At 70.5% G+C, this 21537-nt stretch carries 17 protein-coding genes; 11 read left to right on the forward strand and 6 right to left on the reverse strand.

Annotated features, from left to right (window positions below; genetic code table 11):
* The first annotated feature begins 46 nt into the window (after positions 1-46).
* The 3 genes from QSK32_RS06360 to QSK32_RS06370 all read left to right on the forward strand — a co-directional run bounded on the left by QSK32_RS06360 (position 47) and on the right by QSK32_RS06370 (position 3050).
* The gene (locus tag QSK32_RS06360) at positions 47-994 is read left to right on the forward strand and encodes an NUDIX hydrolase (RefSeq protein ID WP_045744345.1); all 948 of its coding nucleotides are present in this window, start codon (positions 47-49) and stop codon (positions 992-994) included.
* 20 nt (positions 995-1014) lie between these two features.
* Positions 1015-1911: an NUDIX hydrolase gene (locus tag QSK32_RS06365; protein ID WP_285471425.1), complete on the forward strand. Its 897-nt coding sequence runs from the start codon at positions 1015-1017 to the stop codon at positions 1909-1911.
* 251 nt (positions 1912-2162) lie between these two features.
* Positions 2163-3050: a CDP-alcohol phosphatidyltransferase family protein gene (locus tag QSK32_RS06370; protein ID WP_285471638.1), complete on the forward strand. Its 888-nt coding sequence runs from the start codon at positions 2163-2165 to the stop codon at positions 3048-3050.
* Between the two features lie 1648 nt (positions 3051-4698).
* On the opposite strand, the gene QSK32_RS06375 is transcribed toward QSK32_RS06370, so the two are convergent.
* The 3 genes from QSK32_RS06375 to QSK32_RS06385 are packed head-to-tail and all read right to left on the reverse strand — an operon-like array spanning position 4699 to position 7669.
* Positions 4699-5958, reverse strand: coding sequence for a phosphatidylserine decarboxylase (locus QSK32_RS06375; protein ID WP_285471426.1), 1260 nt, complete (start codon positions 5956-5958; stop codon positions 4699-4701).
* Between the two features lie 59 nt (positions 5959-6017).
* Entirely contained in the window at positions 6018-6356 is a 339-nt protein-coding gene (locus QSK32_RS06380; protein WP_045744347.1) for a phage holin family protein, read from the reverse strand.
* Positions 6353-7669: a PspC domain-containing protein gene (locus QSK32_RS06385; RefSeq protein WP_285471427.1), complete on the reverse strand. Its 1317-nt coding sequence runs from the start codon at positions 7667-7669 to the stop codon at positions 6353-6355. Before QSK32_RS06385 ends, QSK32_RS06380 begins: the two co-directional genes overlap by 4 nt.
* Positions 7670-7803: 134 nt before the next feature.
* Here QSK32_RS06385 and QSK32_RS06390 point away from each other — a divergent pair, with 134 nt between their 5' ends.
* The 7 genes from QSK32_RS06390 (at position 7804) to QSK32_RS06420 (ending at position 15646) form a co-directional block, all read left to right on the forward strand.
* Entirely contained in the window at positions 7804-9075 is a 1272-nt protein-coding gene (locus tag QSK32_RS06390) for an ATP-binding protein (protein ID WP_045744349.1), read from the forward strand.
* On the forward strand, positions 9072-9740 hold the full coding sequence (locus QSK32_RS06395) for a response regulator (RefSeq protein ID WP_045744350.1): 669 nt from the start codon (positions 9072-9074) through the stop codon (positions 9738-9740). Before QSK32_RS06390 ends, QSK32_RS06395 begins: the two co-directional genes overlap by 4 nt.
* Positions 9741-9984: 244 nt before the next feature.
* Positions 9985-11622, forward strand: coding sequence for a peptide ABC transporter substrate-binding protein (locus QSK32_RS06400; RefSeq protein WP_052720772.1), 1638 nt, complete (start codon positions 9985-9987; stop codon positions 11620-11622).
* A gap of 130 nt (positions 11623-11752) precedes the next feature.
* Entirely contained in the window at positions 11753-12679 is a 927-nt protein-coding gene (locus QSK32_RS06405) for an ABC transporter permease (protein ID WP_045744352.1), read from the forward strand.
* The gene (locus tag QSK32_RS06410; protein ID WP_045744353.1) at positions 12672-13610 is read left to right on the forward strand and encodes an ABC transporter permease; all 939 of its coding nucleotides are present in this window, start codon (positions 12672-12674) and stop codon (positions 13608-13610) included. The genes QSK32_RS06405 and QSK32_RS06410 overlap by 8 nt, the downstream gene beginning before the upstream one ends.
* A 4-nt stretch (positions 13611-13614) precedes the next feature.
* Positions 13615-14646 (forward strand): ABC transporter ATP-binding protein, encoded by a 1032-nt coding sequence (locus QSK32_RS06415; RefSeq protein ID WP_045744354.1) that lies wholly within the window; start codon positions 13615-13617, stop codon positions 14644-14646.
* Entirely contained in the window at positions 14639-15646 is a 1008-nt protein-coding gene (locus tag QSK32_RS06420) for an ABC transporter ATP-binding protein (protein WP_045744355.1), read from the forward strand. Before QSK32_RS06415 ends, QSK32_RS06420 begins: the two co-directional genes overlap by 8 nt.
* A 202-nt stretch (positions 15647-15848) precedes the next feature.
* Here QSK32_RS06420 and QSK32_RS06425 read toward each other — a convergent pair whose 3' ends face one another.
* The 3 genes from QSK32_RS06425 to QSK32_RS06435 are packed head-to-tail and all read right to left on the reverse strand — an operon-like array spanning position 15849 to position 17812.
* Complete coding sequence (locus QSK32_RS06425) at positions 15849-17108, reverse strand: hypothetical protein (RefSeq protein ID WP_285471428.1); 1260 nt, start codon at positions 17106-17108, stop codon at positions 15849-15851.
* The gene (locus QSK32_RS06430) at positions 17108-17560 is read right to left on the reverse strand and encodes a hypothetical protein (RefSeq protein WP_285471429.1); all 453 of its coding nucleotides are present in this window, start codon (positions 17558-17560) and stop codon (positions 17108-17110) included. Before QSK32_RS06430 ends, QSK32_RS06425 begins: the two co-directional genes overlap by 1 nt.
* Positions 17561-17602: 42 nt before the next feature.
* The gene (locus QSK32_RS06435) at positions 17603-17812 is read right to left on the reverse strand and encodes an acyl-CoA carboxylase subunit epsilon (RefSeq protein ID WP_083449233.1); all 210 of its coding nucleotides are present in this window, start codon (positions 17810-17812) and stop codon (positions 17603-17605) included.
* A 101-nt stretch (positions 17813-17913) separates the two neighbouring features.
* On the opposite strand from QSK32_RS06435, the gene QSK32_RS45705 reads away from it, so the two are divergent.
* Positions 17914-21492, forward strand: a complete 3579-nt coding sequence (locus QSK32_RS45705; RefSeq protein ID WP_502872509.1) for a serine/threonine-protein kinase — start codon at positions 17914-17916, stop codon at positions 21490-21492.
* Positions 21493-21537: the final 45 nt, after the last annotated feature.

Raw genomic sequence — 21537 nt, forward strand, 5'->3', positions numbered from 1 at the left:
ACAGAAGTTCTCGAGAGTTAACATAATCCGGGCAGAATGCCTGCCCGTGACCCCCGCACTGGAACCGCTCCGCAGGATCGCCGCCTACGCCGTCGCCCGCGACGACGCCGGCCGCGTCCTCCTGGTCCGGGCCTCGTCCAAATCCGGCACCCCCGGAGTCTGGTCGCTGCCCGGCGGCGCCGTTGATCACGGCGAAGATCCCAACCACACCGTCGTCCGCGAGACCGCGGCGGAGACCGGGCTCTCCGTCGCAGTCTCCGGGCTGCATGACGTCCTGGCGGACATGCGCTCCCTGCCGCACCGCGGCGTGACCATCCACACCGACCGTCTCATTTACTCGGTGTCCGTCCGCGGCGGCAACCTGATCGACCGGGTCGGGCACCCGACCGACCTCGCCCGCTGGCACACCCTCGAAGAGGCCGAGAGGCTGCGGCTGCGCCCGTTCACGGCGGCCGCCCTCGGACTGTCCGCCGCCTCGGCCGACCTGCGGCCCGAAGAAGCGCCGGACTTCCCGTCCTTCTACGCCTACCAGGGGCCGGACGGTCTGCACCGGTCGCAGCGGTTCGCGGCGTACGCCATCGCCACCGACCCGTACGAGAACCTGCTCCTCACCCGGATCTCCCCCGGATACCCCGGAGCCGGCTGCTGGCACCTGCCCGGCGGCGGCACCGACTACGGCGAGCAGCCCGGCGCGGCCCTGATCCGCGAACTGGTCGAGGAGACCGGCCAGCAGGGCCGGCTGATCGAACTGCTCGGCGTGGCCAGCCACCGCGACGCGGCATCCCTCGGCCCCGAGGGCTACCCGATCGACTGGCACGGCGTACGGGCGTTCTACCGGGTCGTCGTCGACGCCCCCACCGAGGTGACCATCCACGACGTGGGCGGCTCGACCGACGAGGCCCGGTGGATGCCGCTCAAGGAGGTCGCCGAACTCGCCGCCGACCAGCTGACCGAGGTGACAGCCGATGCGCTGCGGGCCGCGCGGCTGATCTAGACGCGACTATTCTCGGCTTGGTGAAGATCAGGAGAAGGGCTGCGGCGTACGGCGTCTGCCGCTCGTCCGACGGCCGGGTGCTCATCACCCGAGCCTCGGAGGCGGCCGCGTTTCCCGGAGTGTGGTCACTGCCCGGCGGTGGCATTGATCACGGTGAGAACCCGGACGACACCATCGTCCGGGAATTCACCGAGGAGACCGGTCTCGCCGTCCGGGTGACCGGCCTGCGCGCCGTCCTCTCCGACCTGGCCCGGCTGCCCGACGACTCGGTCGAACACACCGACCGGATCATCTACGACGTCGCGGTGACCGGCGGCGACCTGCGGCCGGAACTCGACGGCACCAGCGACATCGCCGAATGGGCGGACCCGGAGCAGGTGGCCACCCGGCCGCTGCTGCGCTTCACCGCCGGTGTCCTCGGCGTCCGGTTCGACGACCCGGCCCTGGAGCTCGACGGGCCGGTCGACATCACCCGCCCGGACGGGCCGGTCCAGCGGTTCGGGGCGTACGCCCTGGCCACCGACCCGGCCGGCCGGATCCTGCTGACCCGCATCGCCGACGGTTACCCGGGCGCAGGACAGTGGCACCTCCCCGGCGGCGGCACCGACTTCGGCGAGACCCCGGAGACCGCCCTCGCCCGCGAGCTCTATGAAGAGACGTCCCAACACGGCCGGATCACCGGACTTCTCGGCGTGTCCCACCGCTACGACCCGGCCGCCCTCGGCCCCGAGGGCGTACCGATGGACTGGCATGTGATCCGCGCGTTCTACCAGGTCACGGTCGACGCACCGACCGCCGCCACGGTCACCGAGGCGGCCGGCGGATCGACCGCGGAAGCCGCCTGGCTCACCCCCGCGGAGGTCGCCACACTGCCGCTCACCGAGCTGAGCCGGGAAGCTTTGCGCCGAACGGGTTAAAATCGTCTACGGAAGGCTCGAGGCGACATCCGCCGGTCTGCGCGGCGGCTGCAGGGGTGGAGTTCCACCACTGTTCGCCCTCTCGCCAAGGCCGTCCGGCTGTGCGATGGTGTAACCCGCAATTTCGCCGGAACCCGCGACGGTGCCGACGGAACAACCGAACACCATGGAGGAAGCACGTGCCGAGAACCCCTTGGCGCCGGCGTACGACGGATAGTCCCCGTCCCGCAGGGCGTCGTTGGGCTGGCCGTCTGCGCCGCAGTGGGACGCTCGCGCGCCAGGCCCTGCTTGTTCGGGTGGGCCGCCGCAGCGTCGCCGACACGGGCGGCCGTGCCGCCACGGCGACGCGGGCCGAGGTGCTCTACACCGGTCCCGAACAGCACGTGCGGCCGCACGTCTCAGCGCCCGGCATCCCCATGGAAACGCCCGCCGTCGCCGACGACGGGGCCTCCATCCCGCTACTCCCGGGCGAGCACACGATGTCCCGTCGTGTCTCGTTCGCCCTGGTCAACGCGTGCACCCTGAGCAGCCTCGGCCTCGGCCTGATGGCGATCTTCCTGGCCATGGACGGCAACGCCCGCATCGCGGCCGCCTGCCTGGTCGCCTGCGTCGCCTTCGACGGCCTCGACGGCGCGCTGGCCCGCAAACTCGGCGTCTCCAGCCCGTTCGGCGCCCAGATGGACTCGCTGGCCGACATGTGCTCGTTCGGCCTGGCCGCCCCGGTGGTCGTCTACGCGTCGCTGGCCGGCTCCGTCCCGCAGTACGCAGCGGCGATCGCCAGCGCCCTCGTCGCGGGCTGCGCGGCGATCCGCCTGGCCCGCTTCAACGTCTCGCCGAAGGACGGCCGGTTCTTCTGCGGCGTCCCGACGACGATGGCCGCGGCGGTGCTGGCCCTGACCGTGCTGATCGGCCTGCCCCTGCCCGGCATGGTGATGCTGGGCGGCGTGACGCTGCTGGCCTTCGCGATGGTGTCGAGCTTCCCCTACGCGAAACTGGCCCGGCTGCTGAAGCTGCCGCCGTGGCTGTGGCTGCTCCCGATCGTGGGCGCGCTGCTCCAGCCCCGCATGACGTTCGTGCTGATCGTCGCGGTCTACCTGGTCAGCGGCCCGATCCTGTGGATGCGCGCCAAGCGCGTCTGACCACCCGACTCCGCGCAGGGGCCGTCCCGTTTCGGGGCGGCCCCTGCGCGCTTTCCGCCCGGACGCCTGGTTTCGCACCTGGCTGGCGCTTCGTCGAAGAGGTTCCGGTCGGTCACTTGCCGCTGTAACGGAGCCGTCCAGAATCGAAGCGGTTCGGATGTATGTCAGACCCCCGAGCCGTCGCCCACGGTCCTCTCTTGCGACGTCACGCAACCACTATCGGCGGCCGTGCCTCATGGTTGCTGTCGCCTCGGCGGGGTGGGTCGTGGTGGACGGCCGGGTCGGTTGAGCCGTTGTTCACGGCTGTTCGCGAGGTGTGATCGAGCCGCCTGCGACGGCTCGGAGGTGTCGGCCGCGGTTGACGGTCGTTCGGAGCGCGGGTAGGCCGTGTTCGGCGGCTGGGTTGGTCGGGCCGGATTCGACGGCTGGGGTTGGTCGGGCCGTCGTCTATGCCTGTTCGGGAGGCGCAGTTCAGCGGTCATCGACGGCTCGGCTTGCGGGCCGCCGGCTTCGTTCCGCTCTCGCGACGTCTCGCTGCCACCACCGACGGCTGGGGGTTGTCCGCTTTAGTTGATCATGGGTCTGCCCATCGACTTCGCCGCGGCTGTGATCATGTCTGCCGGGCGCCGTCTCCGGTCGCCCCGGTGCGTCGGCGCCGTTCAGCAACGCGCGGCCTTACCGGGCCGTCGCCGAGATCGGAATGGGTTCGGTGACGTTCCGGCCGGCTCGGCCGTCGGTCGCGGTCCGCCCATGGGCCGAATACGACCGTGGGCGACGGCTGGGTGCCCTCGAGCCGTCGCTGACGGCTGGTTTCCGCTCTGCCGAGCAGCCGTAGTCGACGGCTCGACCGGCTTGGCCGTCAGCTGTGGTCCTTCCGCGCGCCGAATACGACCGTGGGCGACGGCTGGGTGCCCTCGAGCCGTCGCTCACGGCTGGTTTCCGTCCTACCGAGCAGCCGTAGTCGACGGCTCGACCGGTCCGGCCGTCGGCTGTGGTCCGTCCGCGCGCCGAAAACGACCGTGAGCGACGGCCGACGGTCGCGCCGCGCCACCCAGCTTAAGTTGATCACGGACATGACCCCACGCTGCGACAAACAGCTGAGTTGAGCTGCGCTGATGCGACCGCCATCGCCATCGCCGCCGTCAACGGCCGACGAGTCGCCGCGGCGAAGGGGATCGCATGGTCACCGGCCACGGCGTTGATCAACTTAAGCTGAGCGGCATCGGGGGGTGTCCGCCGTGGTCCAGGGCTGGTGCCGCTTCGACAGGTGGGCCGTGGTGGAGGGTCGGGTTGGTTGAGCCGTCGTCCATGGCTGTCTGCTCGATCGATGCCCATGCCCATGCCCATGCGCGACGTCAGCAGAGCGTAACGGGACGTCACGGGGTGGTGCGGGGCGATCATCGTTCCAGCCAGCCAGCCAGCCAGCCAGCCAGCCAGCCAGCCAGCCAGCCAGCCAGCCAGCCAGCCAGCCAGCCAGTGAGCAAGCCAGCCGGCCGGCCGGTGTAGGTCTGCGAAAAGTGATGCGGGTGGTGGTGGACCACCGATCTCAGCCCGGCGGTCGCGGCAAAGGCCGGACCACCGGGGAGACCGCGTGGAGCCACGGTGCTGGGGCCAGGTCGTACCCCAGAAAGAGCGTGACCGAAAAAGGTCAGCTAGACCGATCGGTCTTCCAGCGGGCGATCACCGTGGAGCCGCCGACTACGCGCTCGTTGACGCTCACCAGGGCCTCGGCCTTGTCGGCCGGCAGGTAGACGTCGGTGCGGGAGCCGAAGCGGATCAGGCCGTAGCGCTCGCCCTTGGCCAGCAGGGTGCCGACGGGGGTGCGCTGGACGATGCGGCGGGCGATCAGGCCGGTGCGCTGGACGACCGCGACGGTGCCGTGGTCGGTGTCCAGGACCGTGTAGGCGGCCACGTTGTGTTCGGCTGCGGCGGTCGCGGCGTTGGCGTAGCCGCCCTCCTCGACGAAGTAGTCGGCGACGCGCCCGGCCACCGGGGCGCGGTTGACGTGCACGTCGAAGACGGAGAGGAAGACCGCGATGCGCAGGAACTCGCCGGGGCCGAAGCGCTCGTCGTGCATGCGCTCGACGGAGAGGACCTTGCCGTCGGCGGAGGAGATGATCGTCGTCGGGTCGGTCGGGACGTCGCGTTCCGGGTCACGGAAGAAGAGCGCGACCGGGGCGGACAGCAGCGCGGGGACCAGCCACAGCTTGGACTTGGGCCGGGCGCGGCGGGCCAGCGCGGCCAGGCCGAGTGCAATGCCGACGGCGGCGACGCCGTTGGAGTCGATGTGCATGGTGCGGGTCACCGGCACGCTGGACGGCCGGTACGCGGGGGCGAGGGTCGCCGCCGTGGACACCTCGGCCGGGGTGAAGCGCAGCTTGTGCACCCGCAGCGGCGGCTGGTTGCGGACCACCAGGTCGGAGCCGACGCCGAAGAGGGCGCCCTGCCGGAACAGTTCGGCGGCGGCGCCACCGGTGCGGCCGGGCGTCGCGGGCGCGGCGACCGAGAGGACCGCGCCGTCGGCCAGGTATTTGCCGAGCCGGTCGAGCAGGGTGCGGGTCTCGTCGGCGGTGCCGGTCAGCGGCTCGGCGACGATCACGACGTCGGCGGGCTGCGCCTCGTCGAGGGCGTCGACGACCTTCACCCGATCGGCGACCCAGCTGCCGAGGCCGGTGATGTGGCCGCGGAGGAGTTCGGCGCTGCTGTGCTCGCCGGGGACCAGGGTGAGCGTGTCGCCGGGGAGCAGCGCCTCGACGGCGGCGGCGACCACGGCTGAGGCGTGGTCGGCGCCCACCAGCAGGGCGGACGTGGCCGCGTTCTGCCGGGCGAACTCGGCGGTCAGGACACGGGCGGCCCGGGCGCCCACGCCGGGAACGGATGTGGAGGACACGGCGGGAAACGGGGTCATTCCGCGAGCATATTGCCCCGCCCGCCGGTTGTTTCCCGGTGGGCGGGGCAGTGGCACGTTCATTCCTTGCGCTGATGGTCGCCGGGGTGGTCCTTGGCGAAGCGGTCGGACGGGTCGTCGAGGAGTTCCTGGACGATCGAGGCGTGCATCTCGGGCGGGAGGTCGCCGGGGGTTTCGGCGCGGGCCACGACCGGTTCCGGGACGGGCTGGTCGCGGCGACCTGAGCGGATCGCCCCGAGGAGTCCGATCACGCCGAAAAGGATCAGGCCGCCCGCGACGATCCAGCCCACCGCGGGCAGGTGCACGGTGACCACCTGGGAGACCGCCCACCATGCGGCGACGCCCAGGAAGATCAGAGCGAAGGTCAGCGAGACGCCGTCGGTGCGGTGTGCCCTCATCGGGTCACCTCCAGGTTTCCAGTGTCGAGGTGCAGGCCGAGGGTGAGTCTGCCGCCGCCGGCGCCCTCGGTGCCGAGGTCGGTGACGCTGCGGGTCTCGGACTCGGAGCCGTTCCACTCGTTGCCGAACAGGAAGGTCCGGCCGCCGCCGACCTGGACGTCGACGGTGGTGTCGACCTCCGGCGGGAGCAGCACCCGCAGCTGGCCGACCTTCATGTCGATCGCGGTGTTCTGCTCGGCGCCGGCGAAGTCGACGTCGCGCAGGTCGAGCGTGACGTTGCCGAAGGTGAACTCGTAGCGGTCGGCGACCTCGGCCAGGCTCGCCGGGTGGACGACGCTGTCGCGGAACTCGGCGCCCCAGCGTTCGGTGCCGGTGGAGACCACCAGGCCGATGGTGGTGAGCAGGGCCAGGAAGATCAGCCCGCGGGCCCGGCCGAACCAGGCGCCGACCAGCAGACCGAGTCCGATGGTGACCAGGGCGGCCGCGAAGTAGGCGGAGACCGCGACGCCGGCGCCGGCCATGTCGGCCGCGGCGAGCACACCCATCACCATGACGACCGCGAAGAACGTCAGGCGGCCGAGGATCGAGCGCTCCTTGGGCGGCTTCGGTGTCTTCGGCGGGCGGGGCGCCGCGGGAGGCGGCGAGTAGGGGGGCTGAGAGCTCGCGTACGGCCCGTGCGGGGCGAACGGCGGGCGGACACCCTCGCTCGAAGGAGTGAACGTAGGCGGCTCGTAACGGGGCGGAACCGGCGGTTCCTCGGTCGTGTCCGTGGTGGGCGGGACCGGCGCCGGCGCAGGCGTGGTGGCACCGCCTCGTTTGATCAGCAGGAACGCGCCGACGATCACCGCGGCGGCGAGCATGCTGGCCCGCGCCCCCGAGTTGACGATGAAGGCGAAGGTCAGCAGGGCGGCGCCGCCGAGCAGGACCACCGACAGCGGGGTCATGCCGGAGTGGCCCTTGCCGAGCAGCGACTCGATCGGCGAGGCGGTGTCGCCCTCGGACGCGATGATCAGCCAGCCGATCAGGTAGAGCAGGACGCCGGTGCCGCCCAGGATGCCGAGCACGGCGAGCAGGACCCGCCAGAGCACCGGGTCGGTGTTGGTGGCCCGGGCCAGGGCGCCGCAGACGCCGGCCACGTAACGCCCCTCGCGGGGGCGGACCAGCTGCTGGCGGGTGAAGGCGGCATGGGCCTGCGCCACCCAGGGCGGGACGTTGGTGAACTGTTCGGTCCGTTCGGTCGACGGCGCCGGCCCGTCCTGCGGACCGGCGCCCGGCGTGGAAGGTCCGCGGGGTTCGGCAGCTTCGTCGTTCATGCCTTCGATCCTGCTGGCCGGGCCACCCGAGTCGCTTCCGGAACCGACCCTGAGGCCACCCTGAGATATCCGGTCCCGGTTTCCCCGGGTACTTACCCGTGGCCGGGTGGGGCGGCACGTGTGACGATCGGAGGGTGACCACCACAGCCACGCCGACCACGGCCCCGACGCGCCGGTTGTTCCGGCCGCGCGACCACCGGATCGTCGCGGGCGTCGCCGCCGGCCTGGCGCGTCATCTCGGCGTGCCGGTGCTGGCCGTGCGGATCGCCCTGGTGGTCCTTCTGGGTTTCAACGCGCTGGGCCTTCTGTTGTACGCCGCCTTCTGGGCCGTGCTGCCGCAGGAGGCCCGTGCCGACGAGCAGCCGGCCCGTCGCGACTTCGCCGCCCTGATCCCGTTCGCCGCGATCGGCCTCGGCGTCGTCCTGCTGCAGGCCCTGGTCTTCGACGACCAGGTCGCCACCACCGCCGGCTGGATGGTCGCGGTGATCACCGTCGGGGCCGGCGTGATCTGGCACCAGTCCGACCCGAGCCGCCGTGATCAGCTCGCCGACGGCCTGACCGCCCCGGCGCCCTGGCTGGCCGCGATCGTGGCGGAGACCGACCGGCGTTCGTTCCTCTTCCGGTTCGTCGGCGGCGGCATCCTGGTCGCCGTCGGCATCATCGGCCTGGTCGCGGTCTACGCGCCCGGCGACTCCCTCTCGGCGGTCCTGAACGGCGTGATCTTCGCGTTCGTCGGCCTGCTCGGGGTCGGCGTGGTGGTGGCTCCGCTGGCCTGGCGCACCTTCGGGCAGCTGCGCGCCGAGCGTGAGGGCCGGATCCGGGAGCAGGAGCGAGCCGAGCTGGCCGCCATGATCCACGACCAGGTGCTGCACACCCTGGCGCTGATCCAGCGCAACTCGGCCGACATCAAGGAGGTGCAGCGGCTGGCCCGGGGCCAGGAGCGCAGCCTCCGCAACTGGCTCTACAAGCCGGCCGCCTCGCCGAGTGAGCGGTTCGCCGCCGCGCTGGAGCAGGCCGCGGCCGAGGTGGAGGACACCTACGCGATCTCGGTGGAGACCGTGGTGGTCGGCGACACCCAGTGCGACGAGCGGGTCGCGGCGCTGGTCGCGGCCGGCCGGGAGGCTCTGGTCAACGCCGCGCGGCATGCCGGGGTGCAGACCGTCTCCCTGTACGCCGAGGTCGAGCAGGACGAGCTGAGTGTCTTCGTCCGGGACCGGGGTGCGGGTTTCGACCTGGGTGGGGTGGCGGATTCGCGGCACGGCGTCCGGGGGTCGATCATCGGGCGCATGCAACGCCACGGCGGCCGGGCGGAGATCCGCAGTGCGCCGGGCGACGGAACGGAGGTGCGGCTCATGCTCCCCGTTTCGCGGGAGAGCGTGACCGCCGGTAAGGAGTCAGCACGATGACCGAGCCCATGATCGAGCCCGCGGCCCGCCGGCTGAGTGTCTTCCTGGTCGACGACCACGCCATGTTCCGTGCCGGGGTGCGCGCGGAGCTGGGGGCGCACGTCGACGTGGTGGGCGAGGCGAGCACGGTGGCCGAGGCGGTCAGCCGGATCGCGACCATCCAGCCGGATGTGGTCCTGCTGGACGTGCACATGCCGGACGGTGGTGGCCGCGCGGTGCTGGAGCAGGTTCGGCGCACCCATCCCCAGGTGCGGTTCCTGGCCCTGTCGGTGTCGGACGCGGCGGAGGACGTGATCGGCCTGATCCGGGCCGGTGCCCGGGGGTACGTGACGAAGACCATCTCGCCGGACGAGCTGGCCGCCGCGGTACGCCGGGTGGCGGACGGCGACGCGGTGTTCAGCCCCCGGCTGGCCGGGTTCGTGCTGGACGCGTTCGCCTCCCGGCCGGACGTGCCGGTGGCCGACCCCGAACTGGACCAGTTGACCAATCGGGAGCGCGAGGTCCTGAGGCTCCTGGCCAGGGGTTATGCGTACAAGGAGATCGCCAAGGAGCTGTTCATCTCGATCAAGACGGTGGAGACGCACGTTTCCAACGTATTGCGGAAGCTGCAGATGAGTAACCGTTACGAGCTGTCACGATGGGCCGCTGACCGGCGTCTGGTCTGAAGGTCAACCAAACGTTCACCAGTTTCGATCGTTTCGGCGGCGTACTGTACCCGAATGGACACCCAGGGGAGTACCCGCAGCTCAGAGGGGTCGGATCTGACCGATGGACGATCTTCCGGCTTGCGTACGGACGTAAACGGCTAATATCGGCTTGATAACGGCGCTCTTTGGTTTCCGTGCCTCTGTGTCACAGTGGCAGCTACTCACACAACCCCTCGTGAGCGCCCCTGAAGGAGGCACTCCCATGCCTGGGAAAAGCCCATGGAAGATGGCGGTCGGTGCGACCGCCATCGCCTTGTTGGCCGCCGGTTGCGGAAGCGGCGGGTCCGACGACTCGGCCGCTTCTTCGAATACAGCCATCATCGGTATCGGCGAACCGCAGCACCTGATCCCGTCGAACACGACGGAGTCGAACGGTGCCGAGGTTCTGTCGTCGCTGTTCTACCCGCTGGTGGACTTCGACGACAAGAACAACCCGACTGAGGTTGCCGCCGAGTCGATCACCGCTGACGCCACCAACAAGGTGTGGACCGTCAAGCTGAAGAGCGGCTTCACGTTCCACAACGGCGAGCCGGTCATCGCTGACAACTACATCGACGCTTGGAACTACGCCGCCTACGGCCCCAACGGCCAGGGTGGTTCGTACTTCTTCACGCGTATCGCCGGCTTCGACGACCTGCAGTCCGAGGACCCGGATGGCGAGGAGGGCCCGCAGAAGGCCCCCGAGCCCAAGGCCAAGAAGCTGACCGGTCTGAAGAAGGTCGACGACACCACCTTCACCGTGTCGCTGTCCGCCCCGTTCGCGAGCTTCAAGTCGCTCCTGGGCTACACCGTCTTCTACCCGCTGCCGAAGGCTGCCTTCTCGTCGGACGGCGTCATCGCCGACGGCTTCGAGGACTCCATCATCGGCAACGGCCCCTTCAAGCTGAAGGGCAAGTGGGAGCACGACGCGCAGATCGTCGTGGAGAAGGTCACCGACTTCAAGGGTCAGATCCCGAAGGTCGACGGCATCACCTGGAAGATCTACCAGGACGACCAGGCGCAGTACGCCGACCTCGTCGCGGGCAACCTGGACGTGCAGACCACCATCCCGATCGAGTCGCTGGCCTCGGCCTCGGCCGACCTGGGTGACCGGTTCCAGAAGAGCCCGAACTCGGTCTTCCAGTTCGTGGGCTTCCCGACGTTCCTGAAGGAATACCAGAACGTCGACGTCCGTAAGGCGATCTCGATGGCGATCAACCGCCAGGAGATCACGGACCAGATCTTCCTGGGCTCCCAGACGCCCGCCACCTCCTTCGTGTCCCCGGTCGTCGCCGGTTACCGCGAGAACACCTGTGGCGCGAACTGCGAGTACAACCCGACCGAGGCCAAGAAGCTGTACACCGCAGCCAAGGGCCCGGCCGAGATCAAGATCACGTACAACGTCGACGGTGGCCACAAGGCCTGGGTCGACGCCACGTGCAACCAGATCAAGGCCTCGCTCGGTGTGAACTGCACCGGCCAGGGCGAGCAGAAGTTCGCTGACCTGCTCACCAAGGTCGAGAAGAAGGAGAACGTGGGTCTGATCCGCCTCGGCTGGATCATGGACTACCCGCTGATGGAGAACTACCTCGGCCCGCTGTACGGCACCGGTGGTTCCTCGAACTACTACGGCTACAGCAACACCGCGTTCGACGCGCTGGTCAAGGAAGGTTCCGAGGCGGCGACGCCGGAGGAGGCCATCGCCAAGTGGCAGGCCGCCGAGGACATCCTCGCCAAGGACATGCCGGTCATCCCGCTGCGTGTCGGCCAGAACGTCTTTGGTTTCTCCGAGAAGGTCACCAACGTGACCGTCGACCTGTTCCAGAAGGTCGACATCTACGCGATCGAAGTAGTCAGCTGATTTAACCGCTCGAACGGTGGTGGCGTCACGGAGCGTAAGATACCGTGGCGCCACTACTGTGTTAGACCCCCTACCTCTCGTCGCCGTGCTCACGAGGCCGGCGCTCTTCCGCGGAAGAGGCTAAACCCGTATGTTCCGCTACATCGTGCGGCGCTTACTGCAGATGGTCCTGACTTTCTTCGGGGCGACATTTGTGGTCTTCGCGCTGACGTTCGCCAACCAGGACGACCCCCTCCAGGCCTTGGCGGGCGAACGACCCATCACTGAGAGTCAGCGCCTGGCGCTGACCGAGCGTTACCACCTGGATGAGCCATTCCTCACCCAGTACTGGTACTACATGAAGGGCCTGCTCACCGGAGACCTCGGCACGTCGCTGACCGGTCAGAAGATCGGGGACATGCTGGTCAACGCATGGCCGGTCACCATGCGGCTCGCCCTGATCGCCATCGTCCTGGCCGTGGTGATCTCCGTGACCGCGGGCGTCTACTCCGCGATCCGTCGCGGCGGGGCCTTCGACAACATCACGCTGTTCCTGACCCTGGTCCTGCTCGCGATGCCGATCGTCGTCCTGGCGCCGATGGCTCAGCTGCTCTTCGGCATCCAGCTGGGGTGGTTCCCGCCGACCGCGACGCGGGACGCGAGCCTCTATGCGCTGTTCCTCCCGGCCCTGGTGCTCGCCACGCTGGCCATCGCCACCGAGTTGCGGGTCACCCGGACCTCGGTGGTGGAGAACCTGCGAGCCGACTACGTGCGGACCGCCCGGGCCAAGGGCCTCACCGGCCGGCGGGTCATCTGGGTGCACGTGCTGCGCAACTCGCTGATCCCGGTCGTCACGCTGATCGGCGTGGACCTGGGCGGCCTGATGTCCGGCGCCATCGTGACCGAGAAGATCTTCAACATCCCCGGCGTCGGCTTCAACATCGCCCGCGCGATCAGCACCGAGGACGGACCCCTGGTGGTGGGATTCGTCAGCATTCTGGTGATCATCTTCTTGGTCGTGAACCTCGTCGTCGACCTGCTCTACGCCGCCCTCGACCCCAGGATCCGTTATGAGTGACCCCACCTCCATCACCGCCGTCGAAGCGCCCGGGGCGGGCGTCCCCGCGCCGACCGGGCCGGTCAAGACGGACAAGCCGCGCAGCCTCGCCGGCGACGCGTGGAACGACCTCCGCAAGCGCCCGGTGTTCTGGATCTCGATCGTCCTGGTGGCCGTGATCCTGCTGATGGCCGCATGGCCGACGCTGTTCACCTCAATCGACCCTCGTGCCTGCACGCTGGCCAACCAGCACAAGGGCCCGAGCGGTTCGGCGTACTTCGGGTACGACTTCCAGGGCTGTGACGTCTACGCCAAGACGATCTACGGCGCCCAGAACTCGATCATCGTCGGTGCGCTGTCCACGCTGCTGTCCGGCGTGATCGGCCTGGTGTTCGGTCTCGCGGCCGGGTACTACGGCGGCTGGCTCGACGCCGTGCTGTCCCGCGGCATCGACATCATGCTGGGCATCCCGTTCCTGCTCGGCGCCATCGTGCTCTCGTCCCGCCTCGCGGCGGACCCGAACTCCGACGGCGTTCTCGCGGTGACGATGACGCTCGGCCTGCTGACCTGGACCTCCGCGGCCCGGGTCATGCGATCCGCGGTCATCTCGTCGAAGAACCAGGACTATGTGGCGGCCGGCCGGATGCTCGGCGCGACCCCGGCGCGACTGATGCTCCGGCACATCCTGCCGAACTCGATCGCGTCCTTCATCGTCATCCTGACGATCCTGCTGGGCACCAACATCGCCAGTGAGGCGACGCTGTCGTTCCTCGGCGTCGGGCTCAAGGGCGACGCGATCAGCTGGGGCATCTCCATCTCGGAGGCCTCCCGGTACGCGCGTGTCGCGCCGGGCCCGCTGGTCTACCCGTCGCTCTTCCTCGCTGCCACGGTGCTGGCCTTCATCATGCTGGGCGACGCCATCCGCGACGCCTTCGACCCGAAGTTGCGGTGACCCTGTGACTGTTACCAAAGCGCACATCGACGTCCTTCCCGGCGCCGATCCGCGTGCACCTCTGCTCGAGGTGAACGATCTGCACGTCGAGTTCCGCACCCAGTACGGCGTGGCCAAGGCCGTCAACGGCGCGAACTTCCGCCTCGCGGCCGGCGAGACCCTGGCGATCCTGGGCGAGTCCGGCTGTGGCAAGTCGGTGACCGCCCAGGCGATCATGGGCATCCTGGACAGTCCTCCCGGGTTCATCACGAAGGGTCAGATCAAGTACCGCGGTGTCGATCTGCTCGGCGTCGCGGAGGAGCAGCGCCGCAAGGTGCGCGCCAACCAGATCGCCATGATCTTCCAGGATGCGCTCTCGGCTCTCAACCCGGTTTACACCGTCGGGTTCCAGCTGGCCGAATTGTTCCGTATCCACCGGGGAATGTCCCGGAAGGACGCCAAGAAGCGCGCCATCGAACTGCTGGACCAGGTCAAGATCCCGGCCGCGAAGACCCGGGTCGACGACTACCCCCACCAGTTCTCCGGCGGCATGCGGCAGCGCGTCATGATCGCCATGGCGCTGGCCCTCGACCCCGAGGTGCTGATCGCCGACGAGCCCACCACGGCTCTCGACGTGACGGTTCAGGCGCAGATCATGGGTCTGCTCGCGGACCTGCAGAAGCAGCGCAACATGGGCCTGATCCTGATCACGCACGACATGGGCGTGGTCGCGGACGTCGCCGACCGGATCTCCGTGATGTACGCGGGCAAGGTCGTCGAGGAGGCGGGCGTCTACGACATCTACTCCCGGCCGGCCCACCCGTACACCCGGGCCCTGCTCGAGTCGATCCCTCGCCTCGACATGAAGGGTCAGCAGCTCAACGTCATCCAGGGCCTGCCGCCGGCGCTGACGTCCATCCCGCAGGGGTGCGCGTTCAACCCGCGCTGCCGGTTCGCGAAGGACCCGTGCCGCCAGGACCCGGCGCCGCCGGCCTACGCCGTCGCGCCGCAACGTACCGCCCGCTGCCACTTCTTCCGGGAGGTCCTCGGTGAGTGACGTCGTTCTCGAGACCAAGAGTCTCGTCAAGCACTTCCCGATCACCCAGGGCATCGTCTTCCAGACCAAGGTCGGCGCGGTCCGGGCAGTCGACGGTGTCGACATCCAGCTGCGCCGTGGTGAGACCCTCGGCGTGGTCGGCGAGTCCGGCTGTGGCAAGTCCACCCTGGCCAAGCTGCTGGTCGGCCTGGAGAAGCCGACCTCCGGCTCGATCATGGTGCGCGGCCAGGACATGGTGAAGCTCAAGGGCAACGCGCTGCGCCGCGCCCGCCGCAACATCCAGATGGTGCTGCAGGACCCGTACACGTCGCTGAACCCGCGTATGACGGTCGGCGACATCATCGGGGAGCCCTTCGAGATCCACCCCGAGGTCGTCCCGAAGCGGGGACGGCAGGCGGCGGTGCAGGACCTGCTCGACACGGTCGGTCTCAACCCCGACCACATCAACCGGTACCCGCACCAGTTCTCCGGCGGTCAGCGTCAGCGCATCGGCATCGCCCGTGCCCTGGCCCTCAAGCCTGAGATCATCGTCTGCGACGAGCCGGTCTCCGCGCTCGACGTGTCGATCCAGGCCCAGGTGATCAACCTGCTGGAGCGTCTGCAGAACGAGCTGGGTCTGTCGTACATCTTCATTGCGCACGACCTCTCGGTGGTCAGGCACATCTCCGACCGGGTCGCCGTGATGTACCTCGGCCGGGTCGTCGAGGAGGGGCACGACCAGCAGATCTACGAGCAGCCGACGCACCCGTACACCCAGGCGCTGCTCTCCGCGGTGCCGGTTCCGGACCCGCGTCTGCGCGGCCACCGCGACCAGATCGTGCTCGAGGGCGACGTGCCGTCGCCGGCCAACCCGCCGTCGGGTTGCCGGTTCCGGACCCGGTGCTGGAAGGCGCAGGACATCTGCTCGCAGCAGGACCCGTTCCTGCAGATCCGCGATCGATCCGCACACCCGAGCGCCTGCCACTTCGCGGAGGTTCGCGACGTGGTGCGCGGCCACTGAGCACCACGGCCGGTCCTCCCGGCCGGGCCGATCTCTGATCGGCCTGATCAAAGGCGGTCAACGGGCCGGGCGATCTTGGATCGCCCGGCCCGCTTTCGTCAGACCCTTCCGGGGTACGCCGTGAGCAGTTTCGTCGCTGTTCGTCCTGTTCAGATGATGCCAATTAAGGCGACGGGTTCGGCTTTTCCGGCCGGGATCGCGATCACGGCTTTTCGGCGCCGATGACCGGTCCCGGATCGATCGGGTGATCGCGGTCGGCGGTGATGACCGGGCCCCGCCGGGCCGGCCGGGGTGCCGCGCGGTTCCCCGGCCGATCACCCGCGGACATCACCCGCGGGACGGCCGGGCGGGCGGTGGGTGTGGCGCCGATGACGCCGCCGGCCGGGACCACGCGGTGCGGGGGCAGCGGTTCCGCGGCGATCCGCCCGAACCGTGACTCCGGCCCGGCCGGTGCGGACTGTGCTGCTGGTCCGGGTCCGGGCTGCCCGGCCTGTGCTCCTGATCCGGCATGCGGTTCCGTCCCCGCCTGCGCGGCCACCGGCTGCGATCCGGCCGGCCCGGATCGTGTCCTCGAACCGGCCTGCGCCGGCCCCGAGCCGATGATGCCGTTCACGGGGAAAGTCCGGCGGACGGTCGTTCTCCCCGCCGTGTCCCCGCGGGAAACCGCATTGTCGGCCGTCATTCCCGCCGTTGCGGGAAAGACCGCCGCGGAAATGGCCGCCGCCGCGATGCCGGCCGCCGGAATCAATCGTGGATCCGGCGCGCGGGATTCGCCGTTCGGTGTTGTGGCGGCCGCCGGCCGGCTCCCGTCGTCACCGATCGCGGTGCGGGTGCCCGGCGTAACGGCCGGCCCGGGACCGGCCGCCGGAGCCGGTGCGGCCGTCGGCCCGCCGGCCCGGTAGCCGCCGGGGGTGACCAGGGCGGCCTGGGCCTCGGCCAGCTCCCGGCACAGACCGGACATCAGCACCCGGGCCCGGCGGGTCAGCTCCGCCTGCCGCCCCGGCTCCACCGGCGACCGTGGCGGCGGGCCGAGCGCCTTGCCCGGACCGGACATGGCCAGCTGCTTCGCCTCCTCGAACGCGGCCAGGGCGACCCGGTTGGCGGTGTGTTCCCGGTGGATCCCGGCCAGTTCCCGCCGGACCGACTCCAGGGCGACCGTGACCGCCCCGAGCAGCCGGTGACCGGTCAGCGCGGCCTCGGACGTCTCGCGCAGGCTGGCGATCAGCGCGTCCAGCCGTTCGATGTAGGCGGCCGCCGCCCGGTTGCCCCGCGGCGGCCACACGGCGACCAGCGCCTCCCGGTACCGCAGAGCCCCGGCCAGGTGCTGCTGGGCCAGCTCGGCCGACCGGCGCCAGCCGACCAGGACGCGGCGGTGGCCGGAACCGTCGTGGCGCTCCAGCATCGCCCACATCTGATCCACGTTCCGGGTGGACCAGTCGGTGCCGGCCGGGACGTCGAGCATCAGGACCCCGTGGCCGGATCGGCGCCGCCCCGCCGTGAACCGGGCCCCGCGGTGCCGAGTTCGGAGCCGGCGGCGCCGATCCGGGACCGGGCGGCCTCGTCGGACTCCCGGAAGCGGGCGGCGATCTCAGCGGCGGCCGTGGCGAGGGCGTGCGTGCCGGCGGCGTACCCCTGAATGTTCCGCAGGGTCACTTCCTGTGCCCGTCCGTGTGCTTTCAGGAATTGTTCGAGTTCGGAAAATGGCGATTCCGTCCCCAGCGTCTCGATCATTGCGCTGACGACACCGGCCGCATGCGGTGCGTAAACGTGGTCGGCGTCCGCTTTCCACCGGGCCGCGCATTCCGTCATCGCGTGCGGGTCGGCCTCGACGGCGGCGAATGCCATGTGACCGTAATCGCGCAGCCGGTCAGGGCCGCGATCTTCTGTGGGGATCATCCGGAACTCCTCGAACACGGTCGGGATGAACTCCGCGAGATTATCCGGTCACACCGCGTGTCATCGGCCCCTGTGGACAGGCCGGCCGGCGGCTCGCCACGTGCGCGGCGCGGCTCCCGGACGGGCTGATCGGATCCAGTCCGGGGCCGGGACCTGCGAAGTTCCGGAATTGACCGAAGTGGATCGCGATGCCAGGATGGCGACCAACGCGGCCAGCTCATGATCGTCTAGGCTTCCCCGTACGACGCTGACCAGCGGTTCCTCATTCATCGGCCGAGCGTACGACGGGTGCCCGGAGATCCGGTGACACGTGTCCCACACTCGGCTGATCAATTCGCGGCCGCTCGACAGAACCAGGTATTTTCTGCGTGATGTCTTCTTCTCTCCCCACCGTTGTCGCTGATCGGTACCGGCTCGTCGCGCCGCTCGGTCAGGGCGGGATGGGGCGTGTCTGGCGAGCGACCGATGTCGTGCTGCACCGTGACGTCGCGATCAAGGAACTCGTGCCGCCCCCCGGGCTCACCCCGGCGGAGCGGCAGGAGATGCGCGAGCGCTCGCTGCGCGAGGCACGTGCCATCGCCCGGCTCAACAACATCAACGTGGTCCGCGTCTTCGACGTGCTGCGCACGGACGCCGACCCGTGGATCGTCATGGAGTACGTGCCCAACCGCTCGCTGCAGGACACCCTGGCCGCCGACGGGCCGTTCAACGCGTTGCGTGCCGCCGAGATCGGTCTCGGCGTGCTGAACGCGTTGCGCGCCGCCCACCGTGCCGGCGTGGTGCACCGCGACGTCAAACCGGGCAACGTGCTGATCGCCACCGACGGTCGCACCGTGCTGACCGATTTCGGTCTCGCCACCGTGCCCGGCGACCCCAACGTGACCCGGACCGGCCTGGTGCTCGGCTCCCCGGCCTACATCGCGCCGGAACGCGCCCGGGACGGCACCGCCGGGCCGGCCGCCGACCTGTGGTCGCTCGGCGCCACCCTGTTCGCCGCGGTCGAGGGGCAGTCGCCGTTCGCCCGTCCGTCGGCGATCGCGACCCTCGCCGCCCTCGCGACCGAGAACGTCCCGGTGTCGCGGAACGCGGGGCCGCTCAAGCCCGTACTCAACGGTCTGCTGCGCAAGGATCCCGCCCAGCGGATGGACGCCGAGGAGGCCGAGCGCCTGCTGGCGCGCGCCGCCGGCCGCCGCTCCAAGATCTCGTTCCCGATGAGCCCGACCATGCGCCGGCCCGGCGTCGGCCGGGAACGCCCGTCGCTGCCGAGCGGCCCGGGCGGGCCCCCGGTGCTCCCGGGCAGCGGCTGGGGGACCGCCACCGGCTCCGCGCCGGTGGTGCCGGGTCCGCGCCCGCCGGTGACCGGTGGACGCCCCGGCGACCCGCAGCAGGGCCGTCCGGCCGCCGCGAGCGGTCGTCCCGACCCGCAGCAGGGCCGGTCCACCATCGGTGGCCGTCCGCAGGATTCGCAGCAGGGCCGGTCCGCGGTCGGTGGCCGTCCGGGTGACCCGCAGCAGGGTCGTCCCGCGCCGCCGATGCCCGCGGGCCCGCCGCCGTCGTTCACGCCCGGCAAGGCGACCGTCGGCCGCACGCCGGTGCCGCCACCCGGCGCACGCCCACCGGCGAAACCGCTCGACGCCACCCGCTTCGACACGCCCCAGGTCAAGGACCAGGGACGTCAGACGCCGCCGACCGCGCCGATGGGTGCTCCGGGCCACCAGATGCCGCCGACGACGCCGATGGGCGCCCCGGGCCATCAGGTGCCGCCCACGACGCCGATGGGTGTTCCCGGCCAGGCCCCGCCGACCACACCGATGGGCGCCGCGGGTCTGCAGGCGCCGCCGACCACGCCGATGGGTGCTCCGAACCGGCAGGCTCCGGCGACCACACCGGTGAACCCGCAGTCGTCGCCGTCGCAGAACCCGCCCGCGCAGTCGATGGCGGCCGGCAACGCCCCGACGAACGCCCTGCGGACCGGTTTCACCGCCGCCGACGTGGTGGCGCACCGGCGCAAGCAGGCGGCCCCCGAGCACGAGCAGTCCCTGGCCCAGGCCACCTCGGGCTATCCCGTGGTGACCCCGCGCGGCCAGCAGCCCGCCGCGGACGAGGCCGAGCAGGCGACCACCGCCATGCCGGCCGACGCCGCCCAGTCCGACGCTGCCCGGGCTGACGCTGCTCAGTCCGGCGCTGCTCAGGTTGATGCTGTTCAGTCCGGCGCTGCCCAGTCCGGCGCTGCCCAGTCCGGCGCTGCCCAGTCCGGCGCTGCCCAGGCTCCGGCCACCACGCCGGTCCCGGCGCCCGGCGAGGACGCGGGTGCTACTGCTGACACCGAGACTTCCGCCGCCGATTCCGCCACGGAGAAGTCCGCGGTGGAGACGTCGGCCGCCGAACCGGAGGCCGGTGCAGCACCGACCGGCGCAGCACCGACCGGCGCAGTACCGGCCACTGCCGCGCTGGCCACTGCCGCGCCGGCCGATGCTGTGGCGGTCGATGATGCGACCGGTCCGGCGGTTGATGCGGAGTCCTCGGACCCGTCGGCTGACGCCACCGGATCCGCTGACGAGGCACCGGCAGCCACGACCGAAACGCCTGCCGAGGCCGCCGGCGCGACGGCCACCACTGGCGCCACGGCCACCACTGGCGCCACGGCCACCGCCGGCGCCACGGCCGCAACCGGCGCACCGGTCGAGGCGGACGCAGCGTCCGAGACTGACGGCGCGGCCACGGCTGCTGAGACGGAGCCTGCGGTGCAGGCGGCCGAGCCGGACACGACTGCCTCCCCGGCCGTCGTCGAGGGCTCTGCGCCGCCTGCCGAGGAGGCCGTCGCGGCTTCCCCGGCGGCGAAGGACGTCCCGGAGGCGACTCCCGAGCAGCCTGCCGCGATCTCCGTCCCGGCTGCCCGCCCGGTCGCCGATCCCGCTCCGGTGTCTCCCGCCCCGGTCTCCCCGGCCGCGGTCTCGCCGGCACCGGCCTATCAGGCTCCCGTGTCTCCGGCGCCGACGTATCAGGCTCCCGTGTCTCCCGCGCCGACGTATCAGGCCCCGGTCTCGCCGGCCGCGACCTACCAGGCTCCGGTGTCGCCGTCGCCCGTCTATCAGGCGCCGGTTCCGTCGGTCGACAGCGACAAGACCTCGATGGTGGACTTCACCACCGTGGTGCCGCAGTCGCCGCCGGCCGCCGGAGCGACCCAGATGGTCGACTACCGGTCGGTGCCGAACTACTCCTCCCGGCCGCCGCGTCGGGCCTGGAATCCGGCCGAGGTTCGTTCCGAGCAGCGCAGGCCCGGTGGGATCACGATCCTGGGCACCACGCTCACCCGTCAGCAGGCGATCATCGGGCTGGCCATCCTGCTCACCTTCGTCCTGTTGATCGGCATCATCGTGGTGCAGGCGTTCGGCGGTTTCGACGACGAGCCGACCGGCCTCGACCAGAACGGGATCAGCTCGTCGCAGGGTGTGGACCCGGCGGCCACCACCGGTCAGGGCGGGGCGACCAGTGCGGCGCCCAGCCCGTCGGCCACCACGTCGGCGGCCGCGACGATCCCGGCGAACTGGAAGACGTACAGCGGCAGTGGGTTCAAGCTTCCGGTGCCGTCGAGTGTCAGCGGCGGTGGTGGCGGCAACGGCACCCAGCTGCGGTGGAAGAACCGGCTGCTGATCATCAACAAGGTGGACGGCGAGCCGGGCGACCCGGTGAACTACTGGCGCTCGCAGGACACCGGCCGGTACCCGCAGTACGAGGAGATCGGCATCAGCGAGGTCGCCTACAAGGGCGAGGCCGCGGACTGGGAGTTCTACTACACCACCTCGTCGGGCAACCGGCAGCGTGTGGTGAAGCGGGTCTTCGCGATCGGCGGGACGACGTACAACCTGTCCTGGTACACGACGCCGGAGGACTGGGACAAGGCAAAGTCCGACATCGAAGCGGTTTTCGCCGGTTTCACGGCAAACTGATCAGACCTCCCATGCGTGGGATCCGGGTCGTTGGGTAGTTATCCA

The sequence above is a fragment of the Actinoplanes sp. NBRC 101535 genome, assembly GCF_030269225.1.
In the GTDB taxonomy this organism is placed as follows: Bacteria; Actinomycetota; Actinomycetes; order Mycobacteriales; family Micromonosporaceae; genus Actinoplanes; species Actinoplanes rectilineatus.